Genomic DNA, 15,484 nt, shown 5'->3' with positions numbered 1-15,484 from the left:
CAAGAGGGTTCGCAAGGCCAGTCAGGCGCCGATTGGCACTGCAAAGACAGTGCGCCGGGATTGTTTCCACAGAGAAGACGATCAAATTTCGATCAAAGTGTTGCAATGGAGCACCGCTTCCCCCGCGCTGCCTGTGTAGGAAAAGGGTCAATCAGCCCTCAACAGCGCACAACCGGAACAAGAGAAGATGCGCAGACACTTATAATTTATCAATTTTTACTGGTAATTGATGATCGGAAATTTGCCGCACGGCGGGCCGGTGATGAAAGTCGGTATTCGTTCCCTCGAAAAAGACATTTTCCCTTTGCACCAAGGAGACTTGGTTTTTCCGCAATGGACTGATTTAAGGGAATAATGTGGACAGTCACACGTGACAAACCACCCGTGCATTTATTGGAGTACCGACATGCGCCTTACAACTACACTCGCTGCATCCGCAGTCCTCGCCGTTTCCGCTGTTGCCGCAAACGCTGGCGGCCTGGCCCCAACCACCATGGAAGCCCCTGTTGTTGTCATGGAAGAGCCAGCACCTGCCGGTTCGTCCATCAACCCAGCTTTCATCGTTGTTGGCGTTCTGGCTGCTCTGCTGATCGCAGCTGCTGCTGACTGATATCTGATCTGACCGCAAGGTTATGATCAAGGAAAGGCAGACCTTCGGGTCTGCCTTTTGCGTTAGCGCCGGGCCATCATCGCCAGCCGGATCAGCGTGCGTTCCATCAGGGCCGCCTGTGGTGCCGTGCTGGCGGATCGCAATTGCAGGTCGGTATCGGTCAGCGCGGTCAGCGCCTTTTCCAGCCGGTCACGGCGCCATTGGCTGACTTGCCGCGCGATCTTGTCCCGGCGCGGGCCAAAGACCGGCGGGCGCAGCCGCGCCACGCCAGAGCCCGGACCGCCGGGGTCAGAGGCCACGACATGCAACCGCCGGAAATGCCGCATCGCCCCGATGCAGAGCATGACAGGCGTTACCCCCTGCGCGTAAAGCCCGCGTAGCACCGGGCCAAGCTGATCAACCTGCCCGGCAGTCACCACATCCAGCACATCATCGACATCGACTTCTGCCGATTGCGGCGCATTGGCGGTGATATCGGCGATGGTCAGCGGCGTGTTGTCGCCTTGCTTATACAGCCCGACCTTTTCCACCGTCTGCCGGAAATCACCCGGTTCCAGCGTATTGGCCAGCGTGAACAAAGCATCCATCACATCGCGGCCCGGCTGCGGCAGCCCGGCGGCGGTCACGGCCCGGGCAATGTCGTTCATATTGGGCGGGTCGTCATAGATGCCGATGGCCATGGCGTTGCGGTGGCCTTCGAACACCTTGCGCAGCGGCGATTTGGCGGTCAGGGATCCTGCGGTGACGACAAGCTGCGCATCGCCCGCGCGCCAATCGGCTAGCGTGGCATCGACCAGTTTGGACAGACCATCCGTCGCATCCTCGACAAAGGCAACGCGGTGGCCGGGAAAGAATCCCTGCGCCTTGATCGCATCATCCAGCAGCGCCGGGTCCTTGCGCAGATCCCCGGCATTGATCCGGGTCAGGCGCATTTCCTCTTCGCCCTGCGGGCCGACAAGGGCGGCGATGGCCTCTTGCCGTTTGGTCGCGACGCGCATTGGATCGGCGCCAAAGATCAGCAGGCCGGCATGGCCAGGATCAGGCTTGCGCAGATAGGCTGAGGCGGCATCGCCTGCAAGCTTCATGCCGTCAGGTCCGGGGCCAGCAGCAACAGCCGGCTGACGATCATATCGGCAAGCGCAACGGACAGGCGGGCGGTGGCATCGGTTTCCGCCGCTTGCGTGGCGGTGGTGGAGCCGGTGGCGGCATAGCTGGTAAATGTCTCATGGCTGCCTTCGGCGACGACAGCGCCGGTCGTGGCATGGGTCAGGACCCATGCGACACTGCCCACCACATTGAACCTTGTATTGTCGCCCGAGGTTGTGATTGCCAGACTGCGCCGCCGGTCGGTGATCTGCGCGCGCAGGATATAGGTCGGTGCATCCGCCACGCCCAGCCGTTGTTCCAGCCGTTCGCGCAGCCGGAACCCTGACACGGTTGCGCCTGTGTCAAAACCAATTCTGCCGCGCAGGGCGCTGCCTTCGCCGTAAACCGGCGCAAAGCCGCAGCCCCCCAGCGCCAACAGGCCCACGGTAAACAGCCGCCGAGTGGGAAAGTCAGATGACAATGTTCACAATCCGTCCGGGCACCACGATCAGTTTCTTCACACTCGCACCATCCAGCGCCTTTTGCACGACATCCAACGCCAGCACGGCAGTTTCCACCGCTTCCTTGCTGGCATCAGCCGCGACGACGATTTCAGTGCGGCGCTTGCCGTTGATCTGCACGGGCAGGGTGACGTGATCATCGACCAGCATATCGGGGTCGGCCACAGGCCAAGGGGCAGTGGCGATCAGGCCATCACCACCAAGGCTCGCCCAGATTTCCTCGGCCAGATGCGGGGTCATCGGTGACATCAGCTGCGCCAGCGCCAGTGCGGCCTGCCGTCTCGTCGCGGCAGAGGCGTTGGATTTCGCCAGCGTATTGGTGAAGGCATAAAGTTTCGCAATCGCCGCGTTGAAGCCGAAGGTTTCCAGCCCCATCGTCACATCATGGATGCAGCGATGCATCGCGCGCAGCAGATCGTCATCGCCACTGCCGGGGGTGCCATCCGCGGCGGCGATATCGGCGGCAATGCGATAGACACGGGCGAGGTGTTTATAGGTCGCATCAGCACCCGAGGCGGTCCATTCCACATCGCGTTCCGGCGGGCTGTCGGACAGCACGAACCAGCGCGCAGTGTCAGCGCCATATTGCGCAAGGATATCGTCAGGATCGACGACGTTCTTCTTGGATTTCGACATTTTGGCGGAGGGGATTATTTCCACCTCGGTTCCGTCAGCCAGCTTCCCGTTCTTCACATCCTGCGGGAAATGATAGACGGGGCGACCGGCGTCATCCCGCGTCATGTAAATCTCATGCGTCACCATGCCTTGGGTGAACAAAGCATTGAACGGCTCAATCGCACTTTCCGGCAGATGCCCGGTGATCTGCATCGCGCGGGCGAAGAACCGGCTGTAAAGCAGGTGCAAAATCGCATGTTCGATCCCGCCGATATATTGATCGACGTTCATCCAATAGGCCGCGTCCTCCATATTCGTGGGCGTCGGCGCATGGGGGGCGGTGAAGCGGGCGAAATACCATGATGAATCCACGAAAGTATCCATCGTGTCGGTTTCGCGCAGGGCAGGCTTGCCGCAGGCGGGGCAGGCGCAGTTGCGCCATGTCGGGTGCCGGTCGAGCGGGTTGCCGGGGACGTCGAATGTGACGTCGTAGGGCAGCTCAATCGGCAGGTTTTCTTTCTTTTCCGGCACCGCACCGCAATCATCACAATGCACAATCGGGATCGGACAACCCCAATAGCGTTGCCGCGACAGGCCCCAGTCGCGCAGGCGGAATTTGGTGACGCCTTGGCCGATGCCATTGGCCTCGCAATAGGCGATGGCAGCATCGACGGCCTGCTCGCCGGTCTGGATTTGGCCGCCGGCGAAGCCCTTGGTGTAAAACACCTTTTCGGTCTTGGCGGGGACATAGGCTGTCGTCAGATCGGCGCTGGCATCCGCATCCGGCAGGAAGGTCGCGATGATCGGCAGGCCGTATTTGGTGGCGAAATCGAAATCCCGCTGGTCATGCGCCGGGCAGCCAAAGATCGCGCCGGTGCCGTAATCCATCAGGATGAAATTCGCGATATAGACGGGCAGATCGGGCTGGCCCGCCATCGGGTGTTTCACCGTCAGGCCGGTGTCATAGCCCAGCTTTTCAGCCTTCTCAATCGCTTCCGCCGTCGTGCCACCCTTGCGGCATTCGGCGCAGAAGGCGGCGACCTTTGCATCTTTGGCTTCCAATTCCTTGGCCAGCGGGTGATCGGGCGAGATACCGACAAAGGACGCGCCCAGCAATGTGTCGGGGCGGGTCGTATACACCTCGATCTCACCACCGTCATTGCGCTCAAACGCGAACTGAAGCCCGCGCGATTTGCCGATCCAATTGGCCTGCATCAGTTTGACCTTGGCGGGCCAATTGTCGAGTGTGTCGATGGCGCTCAGCAATTCCTCGGAATAATCGCTGATCTTGAAGAACCATTGCACCAATTCGCGGCGTTCGACCTCGGCCCCGGACCGCCAGCCCTTGCCGTCGATCACCTGTTCATTGGCCAGCACGGTCATATCGACCGGGTCCCAGTTCACCACGGCTTTCTTGCGGTAAATCAATCCCTTGGACAGGAAATCGATGAACAGGGCCTGCTGTTGGCCGTAATATTCCGGGTCGCAGGTGGCGAATTCACGCGACCAGTCGATGCTTAACCCCAGCGGTTTCATCTGTGCGCGCATGTCGGCGATGTTCTGATAGGTCCAATCCTTCGGATGCCCGCCCGAGGCCATCGCGGCATTTTCCGCAGGCATGCCGAAAGCGTCCCAGCCCATCGGGTGCAGCACGTTATGCCCGGTCGCCAGTTTGTAGCGCGCGATCACGTCGCCCATCGTGTAATTGCGCACATGGCCGATATGGATGCGCCCGGACGGATAGGGGAACATTTCCAGCACGTAATATTTCGGCTTATCCGCGCTGCGGGCGGCTTTGAAAATCTGGCCTTCGGACCAGATGTCCTGCCATTTCGGTTCAATCGCGGCGGGGGAATAGGGGATCATCAGAAGGTCTTTCAAACTGGCGGTGGTTCTACCTTACGTCATAATCCGGCAGGGCAGCGATGGCTATAGGTGCCGGTGCCACAAACGCAAAGAGCGGCCCCAAGGGGCCGCTCTCGCTTAGGAATGGTCCGAGGGTTCTGATTAGAACTTGAAGGACACTTCAACAGTTGTACCGACTTGGTAGTCAGGACGGCCAACTTCGTCGTCGTCGATGGAACCAGCGATTTCTGCGTCAGCATAGGCCACCAGCAGTTCTGCGCCGCTACCCAAGTCGTACACACCAGCGACATAGAAGTCGGTGCCGTTACGGGACACACCGTTGATTGGTGCGCCAGCATCGTCAGAACGGTCATGAACGCCAGCCAGCAGTGTCAGGCCGTTGCCAAGATCGTAAGAACCGTCGAGTTCAATGATGTTTGCGCCTTGGTCATAGTCATAGTCCAGACGAACGCTCAGAGGACCTTCGGCATAAGCAAGTGTCACGCCGTAGTTGTCTTCGTCAGAGCCGTCATCTTCAGCAACGTAGTAGACTGTCGCTGTGACTGGACCGAAAGGATATGCAACTTGCACACCGAGCGAGTTCTCGTCAGCAGTTTCGTTTGACGCATAGGCCAAAGTCACAGTTGCGCCAGAGAAAGTTGTGTTGACCGACACACCGAAGATTTCGTCGTTGCTGAAATCGCCGTTATCCGCACCACCAACACCGGCCAAGCCGCCTGATGCTTTGTAGAAATTGTCGTCTTCGTTAGATTCTGCTTGGTAAGCAGCGGTGAAACCGAAGTTGCCGAAGGAACCAGCAACACCCAGCGACAGCTGGTTCAGGTCTTCAGATACGTTCACATTGCCTTCGTTGTTGGCGATGACGTAGGAGATCGATGCTTCGATATCACCATAGGAGATGTCGCCGCGCAGTGCAGTTTCGCCGTCAGCTTCGGAGAAACCGTCAGCTTCCATGTCGCCAGCGCCGCTCCAACGTGTTTCAGCTGCGAACGGTGTGTCGCCGAAGTACAGGCCAGCATTCTCGGTTGTCAGCGACAGAACGAAGTCACCGGAAACCAAGTCTTGACCGTTACCAGTTGCAGTGTCGACGAAATCAGCCTCGAACACGGCACCGGCGGTCACGCCGTTGTCCAGTTCTTGGGACAGGTTCACACCCAGTGTGCCTTCCCAGTAGAAGCCTTGGTTGTCACCAATCTGCGTACCGGTGAAACCTGTTGGCAGATCACCATCATCGTTGTAACCGAGTGTCGCGTCGCCGTAGAAGGTCACTTCAGCAACTGCGGCGCCAGCAAAGGCAACCAGAGCAGTTGTTGTAAGAAGGATGCTTTTCATTGGATAATTCCCTCGTGTTTTTTGCATTCCCAAGAATGCCAGATGTTCTAGCATTGGTGACTAATTGCGCCCAACTTTCTTCACACTCAAGTCAAATGGGTTTGGCAAGGGCGTCTTGCTGGAACCTGATGCATCAAGGTCACACCCTGTTTTCGGCCATGACAGCGCAGGAAAACCCAGTTAATTCAGCGACACCGGCCCAGCCCCCTAGTTTTGAAGGACCTTCCATGCCTCTGGACGATATCCAAACCCGCATCTCTGCCGCCTGTGCCAAGGCGGGGCGCAATGTGTCGGATGTCACCTTGATCGCGGTCTCCAAGGTGCAACCGGACGCCCGCGTCGCCGCTGTGCTGGATCAGGGGCACCGAATCTTTGGCGAAAACAAGGTGCAGGAGGCGGCGGGCAAATGGCCACGGTTCCGCGAATCCTATGATGGGATCGCCCTGCATCTGATCGGGCCGCTGCAGACCAACAAGGCGCGGCAGGCGATGGAACTGGCGCAGGTCATCCATACGCTGGACCGGCCCAAGCTGGCCAATACGATTGCGCGGTTGGCGCAGGAGATGGGCCAATGCCCCGATCTGTTCATTCAGGTGAACACCGGCGAGGAGGAACAAAAGGCAGGTGTCCTGCCCGCCGAGGTCGATGCTTTCGTGACCGAAGCGCGCGCGCTGGACCTGCCAGTGGTCGGTCTGATGTGCATCCCGCCCGTGGATGAAGAACCGTCTTTGCATTTCGCGCTGCTGGCCAAGATGGCCGCGCGCAATGGTTTGACGGGTCTGTCGATGGGGATGAGCGCGGATTTCGAAAGCGCGATTGCGCTCGGGGCCACGCATATCCGTGTCGGCTCGGCGATTTTCGGGGAACGGGTGGCGCCGTGACGGCGTATAACCCACCGCCCGGCCCGCTGGATATCCTGCATGCTGATCATCAGGTCCTGTTGGTGGATAAACCTTCGGGGCTATTGTCCGTGCCGGGCAAAGGGCCTGACCTGACAGATTGCCTGATCGCGCGGGTGCAGGCGGTGTTTCCCGATGCTTTGCTGGTGCACCGCTTGGACCGGGACACATCGGGTGTGATGATCTTCGCCATGACCCCCCATGCGCAGAGGCATCTAGGCCTGCAGTTTGAGAACCGGCAGACCAAGAAAACTTATGTTGCCCGCGTCTGGGGCGAAATGGCCGAAAAAACCGGCACTGTCGATCTGCCGCTGATCGTGGATTGGCCGAACCGGCCCTTGCAGATGGTTGATCATGAAAATGGCCGCGCCGCTGTCACCGATTGGCGCGTGGTGCGCAAAGGTAGCGGTGAAACTCGCGTGCGGTTGATGCCCAAGACCGGGCGGTCGCATCAATTGCGGGTGCATATGCTGGCGCTGGGGCATCCGATTCTGGGGGACCCGTTCTATGCAACGGATCAGGCGCGGGATTATCCGCGCCTGATGCTGCATTCCGAAACGCTGCAATTCCGCCACCCTGACGGGGGTCAGGGGGTGCGGATCACGGCGAAATGTCCGTTCTAAGCCAGAAACTTTTGCACGGCGGTGACTTCGCTTTGTGCGATGCCGTGACCGCCCGGTTGCCAATGCACCTGCACCTCGGCCCCTTGCGCGGCCAGATAATCCACCAGCCCGCGGGTCATGTCGGGCGGGCAGATCGGATCATTCTCGCCCGCGGTGATCAGCACGCGCTTGCCCTTGAGCCCGGGCTGCGGGGCGGGGGTGAAGGGAATCAGCGGATGCATCAGAATAAGGTCATCGACCAGATCCGCCTGCGTCATCGCGACCGAGGCGAGGATATTCGCCCCGTTGGAATAGCCCAGCCCGACAACGCGCTTGGCCCCGGTCTGCGTGATTTCATCGGCGATGAAGCGGGCCATGGCATCAGTCCTCTGAGCCAGGTCGTCCATATCATAGACACCTTCCGCCGCGCGTTTGAAATAGCGCGCAGCGCCATGTTCAGACACGTCGCCACGCGGTGAGGTGACATGCGCGCCGGGGATCAGCTGTTCGGCGAAGCCGTGAAACTGATCCTCTGACCCGCCGGTGCCGTGGAATGTCAGGAACAGCGGTGCATCCGCTGCCCCTGTCGTGCGTTTTGCGATATAAGTCATCTTAGCCTTCCAGTGGTTCCAGCAGATGTTCCAGCTGCGTGCGCAGATGTTCGTGCTGGCTGGGCAGTTTCAGCGCCTGACCCAGATTTTCGGTGTCTTCGTCACGGGCAAAGCCGGGTTCATTTGTCGCGACCTCGAACAGCACGCCGCCGGGGGTGCGAAAATAGATCGCATAGAAATAGTCACGGTCGATGACAGGGGTGACCTGATAGCCGGTATCCAGCAGCGCCTCGCGCACTTCCAATTGCCGGGCGCGGTTGTCGACGGCAAAGGCGATGTGATGCACAGACCCGGCCCCTTGCGCGGCCCGGGGGGCGGAAGGGGTGACTTCGATATCAATCGTATTGGCATCATTGCCGCCCGGAACGATGAAGCGGGTCACGTTGTTTTCCGTGTCGAGCTTTTCATAGCCCATAAAGCCCAGTAGTTCGGCGCTCGCATCGCCATCCTTCAGCCGCATATCGGCGGAATGGAAGCCACGGATCGCGATGCTTTCGGTGACGCCATTGCCGGTCCAGGGGGTGCGATTGTCGTCGCGTTCGACCAAAGCGAATTGATCGCCATCGGGGCCGTTGAACAAAACGCGGTTTTCGCCAAAGCGGGTATCCTGTGCCACAGCATCAGTGTCGAAGGTCGTCAGCCGGTCCAGCCATGCTTGCGATGTGCCGGTGGGAATGCTGAAAGAGGTGCGCCCGACCTCACCTGCGCCGGGGCGTCCGCGACCGGCATTGGGGAAGGGGAAATAGGTCATCACTGTCCCGGCAGAGCCGGTCTCATCCCCGTAATAGAGGTGGTAGACATCAGGCGCGTCAAAGTTGACGGTCTGTTTGACCCGGCGCAGGCCGAGCACATTGGTGAAAAACGCGTTATTTTCGCGCGCGGAACTGGCCAGCGATGTGACGTGGTGCAGCCCTTTGATTTGTTTAATCATGACATCTCTCCTAATCCATTGGGGTATAGATATAGGAAAAGGTCGCGCACTAAATAGCAGTGGGCGCACCTGTTTGGTGCGCCCTTGCACATGGCTTATTCTGCAGCCCAGTCAGAGATGGATTTGACTTCCAGAAACTCCTCGATCCCCCAGATGCCGCCTTCACGCGCGCGACCGGACATTTTGACCCCGCCAAAAGGTGCGCCAGCACCGCGGGATTTGCCGTTCATTTCGATCATGCCCGCACGCAGGGCCAAAGCCATGCGATTGCGTTTCGCCCCGTCCTGCGACTGGACGTAATTGGTCAGACCGTAGGGCGTGTCATTGGCGATCTGCACGGCGTCTTCTTCAGTGTCGAACGGAATGATCGACAGCACCGGGCCAAAGATTTCCTCGCGTGCGATCCGCATCTGGTTGTTCACATCGGCAAAGACGGTGGGGCGCACATAGAAGCCACGGTTCATGCCGTCGGGCAGGCCCGGGCCACCGGCGACAAGGCGCGCGCCTTCATCGATGCCGACCTGGATCATCTTCTGGATCTGATCCCATTGCTTGCGGTTCACGACCGGGCCGATATGGCGACCCTCGTCCGACGCTGGACCCACTTTAATGCTGCCCGCCACCTCGGTTGCGGTTTCGACGGCCTGATCATAGATCGACCGTTCCACCAGCATCCGTGTCGGCGCATTGCAGGATTGGCCGGAATTGTTCATGCAGCTCAGCACGCCACGTTTGACTGCCTTTTCATCGGCATCGGCGAAGATCACATTCGCGCCCTTGCCGCCCAGTTCCAGCGTCACGCGTTTCAGCGTTTCCGCTGCTGCGAGAGAGATCGCCTTGCCCGCACGGGTGGAGCCGGTGAAGCTGATCATCTGCACATCTTCATGGCGGGATAATTGGCTCCCGACACCCATGCCGTCACCATTCACGAGGTTGAACACACCCGCAGGGACACCTGCATCATGAACAAATCCCGCGAACAACAAGGATGACAGCGGCGCTTCCTCTGACGGTTTCAGCACCACGGTGCAACCGGCCAGCAGGGCAGGGATCACCTTGAGCGTGACCTGATTCATCGGCCAGTTCCACGGGGTGATCAGCCCGACCACGCCAATCGGCTCCATCGCGATCATCGCACCGGGCGCGTGATCGCCCAAAGGTCTGATCCATTCGACCTGTTCGAACGCGGTCAGAAAGTTTTTCAGATGGTCAGGCAGGCTGGGGGCCTGCGAATTGCGTGCCAGATCAATCGGTGCGCCCATTTCAAGGCTGATAGCTTGCGCCATTTCCTCGGCGCGGGCTTCATATTGGGCAAGGATCGCTTTGACATATTCCGCCCGTTGCGCGGGATCTGTCGCGGCCCAAGTTGGGAAAGCGGCTTTCGCTGCTGCAACAGCCGCATCGGTATCGGCATGATCGCCCAGTGAAATGACGGCGCAAACGTCCTCGGTCGAGGGATTGATCACATCGTGATCGCGGGCTTTGGCGGGGGCAACCCATGCGCCGTTGATGTAAAAATTACGCTGTTCGATCATGTTATTTCTCCTGCACTTTGGCAAAGGTGTGGCATCTGCCCTGCCACAGCGCAAGCCGCAGTGGCATAAGCGCCTGACCATTCCTATGTAGGGCGTGTAACCCCGAAATGAAGGAGCAACCTCATGGGCCTGCGTATCAATGACACTATCCCCGATCTGACGGTCGAGACGGATCAAGGCACGCTTTCACTGCATGACTGGATCGGCGACAGCTGGGCGATCCTGTTTTCCCATCCCAAGGATTTCACCCCGGTCTGCACCACTGAATTCGGCGCTGTCGCACAATTGGCCGATGAATGGGAAAAGCGTGGCACCAAGGTGATCGGCATCAGCATCGACGGTGTCGAAGATCACAAGAAATGGAAAACCGATATTGAAAGTTTTGCCAAGACGAAGGCCGGTTTTCCGATCATCGCCGACGCTGATCTGGTGGTCGCAAAAGCCTTTGATATGCTGCCCGCCGATGCCTATCTGCCCGATGGGCGCACGCCGAATGACAGCGCGACCGTGCGCGCGGTGTTCATCATCGGGCCGGACAAAAAGCTGAAACTGTCGATGACCTATCCGATGAACGTGGGCCGCAACTTTGCCGAAGTTTTGCGCGCGCTGGACGGGTTGCAGACTGCTGCAGGCAATGGCGTGGCGACACCGGCCAACTGGAATGTCGGCGATGATGTGATCATCCCTGCGACTGTCAGCAATGACGATGCAAAAGCCAAGTTTGGTGATTTCACCACAGTGCTGCCCTATTTGCGCACAACGAAGCTTTGAACGCAAAAGGCCCCGGCGTCGTGCCGGGGCCTTTTGACAATGGGTCGCAGCTCAATAGGAGTAGCTGACGGCAAAGCCGATATAGGGAAAGACCGGGATATCGGACAAGTCATCATTCGCCTCGTCGATGCTGTCCTGAACACTGGGGTCTGTTTCCGCCGATGACACTTCCAGCGATGAAACGACCACGCCGACATCGCCAGAAAACGCCCAACCATTGCCAAAGGGATAGTTGAAACCAGTGGTAATCATCGGCGCGACTTCATTCTTGAACTTCACGTCGCCCTCGTAAACCGTGCCTTCATCGTCGAAAGTGCCGGTCAGCTCGGTGTTTGAGAAAAACAGACCGCCCGAGATCCGCCAAGGGTTCGACAGCGGGTAATAATCCGCCAGAACCGCAAAGCCACCCAGATCCAGTTTGCCGTCAACGGTGAAATCGTCATCGTCAAATTCATCGCTAAAGCTCAACCCGCCCATGATCATGGCGCGCAGGCTTAATTTTGGCTGGATTTCATATTCGCCCTGCAGCGAATAGCCAAAACTGGTCAGGCCGAGCCCGACCGACAGATCGCCAAAGTCCTGTGCCGATGCGGTGGCCGCCACGGTGCTGGAAAACAGCGCCGCAAAAAGAAGTTTTGAATTCATCGTACAACCCTCTCAAGAATGATGACGTAGCGTCATGCATGACTTTGAACCTAAAGAGGGCGTTCTTCGGTTTGATAGCAATTTGGCAACAATACACTTGTTTTCACTAAAAGCTGTGGGTTTTTGGACACAGCCAAAACGCAAACACCCGACCACAAGGGCCGGGTGCTTGGTAAATCTGCCGGAAGACGGGGCTTATTCTTCGGCAGCTTCTTCTTTGGCCAATTCCTGACCAGTGGCCTGATCGACCATTTTCATCGCCAGACGGACCTTGCCACGGTCATCGAAGCCAAGCAATTTGACCCAGACTTCCTGACCTTCTTTCAACACATCGGATGGATGGTTCAGCCGCTTGTTCTCGATCTGGGACACATGGACCAGACCGTCACGCTTGCCAAAGAAGTTCACGAAAGCGCCGAAATCGACCAGTTTGACCACGGTGCCTTTGTAGATCTTGTTCTCTTCAGGCTCTGCCACGATCGAATAGATCATGTCATAGGCGCGTTTGATCGCATCGGCATCATTCGAGGCCAGCTTGATAACGCCATCATCGTTGATATCGACCTTGGCACCGGATGTTTCCACGATCTCGCGGATGACCTTGCCGCCAGACCCGATGACTTCACGGATCTTGTCGACAGGGATCTGCATGGTTTCGATCTTGGGCGCATGCACGCTGAATTCCTGCGCGCCGGTCAGCGCCTTGGACATTTCATTCAGAATGTGCAGACGGCCAGCCTTGGCTTGATCCAATGCTTTTGCCATGATCTCTGGCGTGATGCCTGCGATCTTGATATCCATCTGGAGCGAGGTGATGCCGTTTTCGGTACCCGCAACCTTGAAGTCCATATCGCCAAGGTGGTCTTCGTCACCCAGAATATCGGACAGCACGGCATAGGATCCGTCATCTTCCATCACCAGACCCATGGCCACACCGGCAACGGGTGCTTTCAACGGCACGCCAGCGTCCATCATGGACAAGGAGCCACCACAAACCGACGCCATCGAGGAAGAGCCGTTGGATTCAGTGATCTCTGACACGATACGGATCGTGTAAGGAAAATCTGTCGGCGCAGGCAGGACCGCCTGCAATGCGCGCCATGCCAATTTGCCATGGCCGATTTCGCGACGGCCGGGCGATCCGACACGGCCCACCTCGCCCACCGAATAGGGGGGGAAGTTGTAGTGCAGCATGAAGTTGGTTTTATACATGCCAGTCAGCGAGTCGATCATCTGTTCGTCATCGCCGGTACCCAAAGTGGTCACGACCAGACCTTGGGTTTCGCCGCGGGTGAACAAGGCCGACCCGTGTGTGCGTGGCAGGATGCCGGTTTCCGACACGATCGGGCGGATTTCATCCAAAGCACGGCCATCGATGCGGCGGCCATGTTTGACGACATCACCGCGTAACACGGCAGATTCCAGTTTCTTCAGCGCGGGGCCGAGGTTGCCGTCCGCCTGCTGATCTTCGGTCAGGGCCGCGATGATATCAGCCTTGGCAGCGGAAACCGCAGAGGTGCGTTCCTGCTTGTCGGTGATCGCATAGGCGGCGCGCATCTTGTCTTCGCCTGCGGATTTGACGGCGGCGTAAAGCTCCGAATAATCCTCTGGCTGGAAATCGAACGGTTCCTTGGCAGATGCTTCGGCCAGCTGGATGATCAGGTCGATGACTGGCTGGATCTGTTCATGCGCAAAGGTGACGGCACCCAGCATTTCTTCTTCCGACAGCTCATAGGCTTCGGATTCAACCATCATCACGGCGTCTTTGGTGCCGGCGACAACCAGATCAAGGCGCTGCTCGGGCTTCATGCGCAGGTTATGCATGTCGTCCAGTTCAGGGTTCAGGATGTATTCGCCATCCACGAAACCCACGCGGCAGGCACCGATCGGCCCCATGAAGGGCGCGCCGGAAATCGTCAGCGCGGCGGATGCGGCGATCATGGCGATCATGTCGGGGTCGTTGACACCGTCAAAGCTCAGCACGGTACACATCACCAGGACTTCGTTTTTGAAGCCGGGGACGAACAGTGGGCGGATCGGGCGGTCGATCAGGCGGGATGTCAGCGTCTCTTTTTCAGTGGGACGCGCTTCGCGCTTGAAAAAGCCACCTGGCACTTTGCCGGCGGCGTAATATTTTTCCTGGTAATGTACGGTCAGCGGGAAGAAGTCCTGCCCTGGCTTTTGTGCCTTTGCAAAGGTCACGTTCGCCATCACGCTGGTTTCGCCCAGCGTCGCAATGACCGTGCCGTCAGCCTGACGGGCAACCTTGCCGGTTTCTAGTGTGAGCGTCTCTTCGCCCCACTGCATTGATTTTTTCACTTCGTTAAACATCATCATGTCCTAGTCGGGCCGCAGCCCATTTTGCGTAGGGGGCGTATTCCCCCTCATCCCTGTATCTTCTTTGTATCGGCGCTGGGATGCGGGCGCCGGGCTTGTCAAAGATGGTTGGGACTTAACGGATATTGGCCTGTTTGGGAAGAGGGGCTAGGTTTCACCCCAATTGCAGCGCGGATTGGGCCGGGTATGTGGAAAAAACTCGCCAAAGGCGTCGTCGGCCTGATCTTCGTTCTGGTGGCCATCGTAGGCTGTCAGCAGGTGCGCAATTCCGGCAGTGATCCGGTGCCGGAGGCTGCGCCGCAGGTTCTGCGGCTGGCGACTTATAATGTGCATTACATCATTCTGGGGCGGCAGACGGGGCCATGGTCGGTCGGGGATTGGGAAAGGCGCAAGGGGCCGCTGGATCTGGCGTTCAAGGCGGTGAATGCCGACATCATGGCATTTCAGGAAATGGAAAGCTTTGGTGGCGGCTCGGACGGGTCGGTCAATCTGACGCTGGATTGGTTGTTGGCCAATAATCCCCTCTATGCCGCCGCAGCGCTCGGGCCGGTGGAGGAATTTCCGTCCACCCAGCCGATCCTGTACCGCAGGGACAGGCTGACACTGCTGCACCAAGGCTGGTTCTTCTTTTCCGACACGCCGGATGTCATCTATTCCCGTACCTTCAACGGGTCCTATCCGGCCTTTGCATCCTGGGCACAGTTCCGCGATCTGACGAGTGGCGCGGTGTTCCGGGTGGTCAATCTGCATACCGATTACGCCAGCCTGTCGAACCGCGAACAATCCATCGCCTTGGTCGCGGATCGGATCACGCCTTGGGTACAGGCGGACGAGGCGCTTTTCGTCACGGGTGATTTCAACGCGCGTCTGGGATCACCAATCTTGGAGATGCTGGGTGATCTGGGGGTTGATTACGTGCCGGTGCAAGGATCGACCTTCCATTTCAATCGTGGCTTCAACCTGTTCGGCGCGATTGACCATATCGGATCTGTCGGCGGGCCGGTTCTGGCCGCCGGGCCATTCGTGCTGCGCGAGAAATTCGACGGCGAATGGCCCACAGATCATTACCCGCTTGCCGCTGACTTCACCCTGCCAGCCCCCTGAAACCAAAAACGCCCACCCC

General features: G+C 58.6%; 14 protein-coding genes. 5 read left to right on the top strand and 9 right to left on the bottom strand.

What is annotated here, in order from left to right:
- The first annotated feature begins 406 nt into the window (after positions 1-406).
- Positions 407-610: a hypothetical protein gene (locus tag VOY09_RS11955; RefSeq protein WP_322895042.1), complete on the top strand. Its 204-nt coding sequence runs from the start codon at positions 407-409 to the stop codon at positions 608-610.
- Positions 611-672: 62 nt separating this feature from the next.
- Here the strand turns inward: VOY09_RS11955 and holA are convergent, their stop codons facing one another.
- From holA to VOY09_RS11935, 4 genes are all read right to left on the bottom strand, one after another.
- The gene (holA, locus tag VOY09_RS11950; protein ID WP_322895041.1) at positions 673-1,695 is read right to left on the bottom strand and encodes a DNA polymerase III subunit delta; all 1,023 of its coding nucleotides are present in this window, start codon (positions 1,693-1,695) and stop codon (positions 673-675) included.
- Positions 1,692-2,177, bottom strand: coding sequence for an LPS assembly lipoprotein LptE (gene lptE, locus VOY09_RS11945; protein ID WP_322895040.1), 486 nt, complete (start codon positions 2,175-2,177; stop codon positions 1,692-1,694). Before lptE ends, holA begins: the two co-directional genes overlap by 4 nt.
- Positions 2,167-4,698, bottom strand: a complete 2,532-nt coding sequence (gene leuS / locus VOY09_RS11940) for a leucine--tRNA ligase (protein ID WP_322895039.1) — start codon at positions 4,696-4,698, stop codon at positions 2,167-2,169. The genes lptE and leuS overlap by 11 nt, the downstream gene beginning before the upstream one ends.
- Before the next feature lie 141 nt (positions 4,699-4,839).
- Positions 4,840-6,030: a porin gene (locus VOY09_RS11935; RefSeq protein WP_322895038.1), complete on the bottom strand. Its 1,191-nt coding sequence runs from the start codon at positions 6,028-6,030 to the stop codon at positions 4,840-4,842.
- Between the two features lie 227 nt (positions 6,031-6,257).
- On the opposite strand from VOY09_RS11935, the gene VOY09_RS11930 reads away from it, so the two are divergent.
- Both VOY09_RS11930 and VOY09_RS11925 read left to right on the top strand, forming a co-directional pair.
- Positions 6,258-6,911 carry a YggS family pyridoxal phosphate-dependent enzyme gene (locus VOY09_RS11930; protein ID WP_322895037.1) on the top strand — a complete coding sequence of 218 codons (654 nt, stop codon included), beginning with the start codon at positions 6,258-6,260 and terminating at the stop codon, positions 6,909-6,911.
- On the top strand, positions 6,908-7,552 hold the full coding sequence (locus VOY09_RS11925; RefSeq protein WP_322895036.1) for a pseudouridine synthase: 645 nt from the start codon (positions 6,908-6,910) through the stop codon (positions 7,550-7,552). Before VOY09_RS11930 ends, VOY09_RS11925 begins: the two co-directional genes overlap by 4 nt.
- Here the strand turns inward: VOY09_RS11925 and VOY09_RS11920 are convergent.
- The 3 genes from VOY09_RS11920 to VOY09_RS11910 form a co-directional block, all read right to left on the bottom strand.
- Entirely contained in the window at positions 7,549-8,142 is a 594-nt protein-coding gene (locus VOY09_RS11920) for an alpha/beta hydrolase (RefSeq protein WP_322895035.1), read from the bottom strand. The two genes, VOY09_RS11925 and VOY09_RS11920, sit on opposite strands and share 4 nt — an antisense overlap.
- A 1-nt stretch (position 8,143) precedes the next feature.
- Positions 8,144-9,073, bottom strand: a complete 930-nt coding sequence (locus tag VOY09_RS11915) for a VOC family protein (RefSeq protein WP_322895034.1) — start codon at positions 9,071-9,073, stop codon at positions 8,144-8,146.
- 95 nt (positions 9,074-9,168) lie between these two features.
- The gene (locus tag VOY09_RS11910; protein ID WP_322895033.1) at positions 9,169-10,608 is read right to left on the bottom strand and encodes an aldehyde dehydrogenase family protein; all 1,440 of its coding nucleotides are present in this window, start codon (positions 10,606-10,608) and stop codon (positions 9,169-9,171) included.
- Positions 10,609-10,731: 123 nt separating this feature from the next.
- Between VOY09_RS11910 and VOY09_RS11905 the strand changes: the two genes are divergently transcribed.
- Positions 10,732-11,379 (top strand): peroxiredoxin, encoded by a 648-nt coding sequence (locus tag VOY09_RS11905; RefSeq protein WP_322895032.1) that lies wholly within the window; start codon positions 10,732-10,734, stop codon positions 11,377-11,379.
- A 51-nt stretch (positions 11,380-11,430) separates the two neighbouring features.
- Here VOY09_RS11905 and VOY09_RS11900 read toward each other — a convergent pair whose 3' ends face one another.
- The gene (locus VOY09_RS11900; RefSeq protein WP_322895031.1) at positions 11,431-12,024 is read right to left on the bottom strand and encodes a hypothetical protein; all 594 of its coding nucleotides are present in this window, start codon (positions 12,022-12,024) and stop codon (positions 11,431-11,433) included.
- A gap of 195 nt (positions 12,025-12,219) precedes the next feature.
- Positions 12,220-14,355: a polyribonucleotide nucleotidyltransferase gene (pnp, locus tag VOY09_RS11895; RefSeq protein WP_322895030.1), complete on the bottom strand. Its 2,136-nt coding sequence runs from the start codon at positions 14,353-14,355 to the stop codon at positions 12,220-12,222.
- A gap of 192 nt (positions 14,356-14,547) precedes the next feature.
- Here pnp and VOY09_RS11890 point away from each other — a divergent pair, with 192 nt between their 5' ends.
- Positions 14,548-15,465, top strand: a complete 918-nt coding sequence (locus VOY09_RS11890; protein WP_322895029.1) for an endonuclease — start codon at positions 14,548-14,550, stop codon at positions 15,463-15,465.
- Positions 15,466-15,484: the final 19 nt, after the last annotated feature.

The organism is Yoonia sp. 67-2 (assembly GCF_035117555.1).
Lineage (GTDB): Bacteria > Pseudomonadota > Alphaproteobacteria > Rhodobacterales > Rhodobacteraceae > Yoonia.
This window is presented reverse-complemented; position numbering and strand designations above follow the sequence as displayed.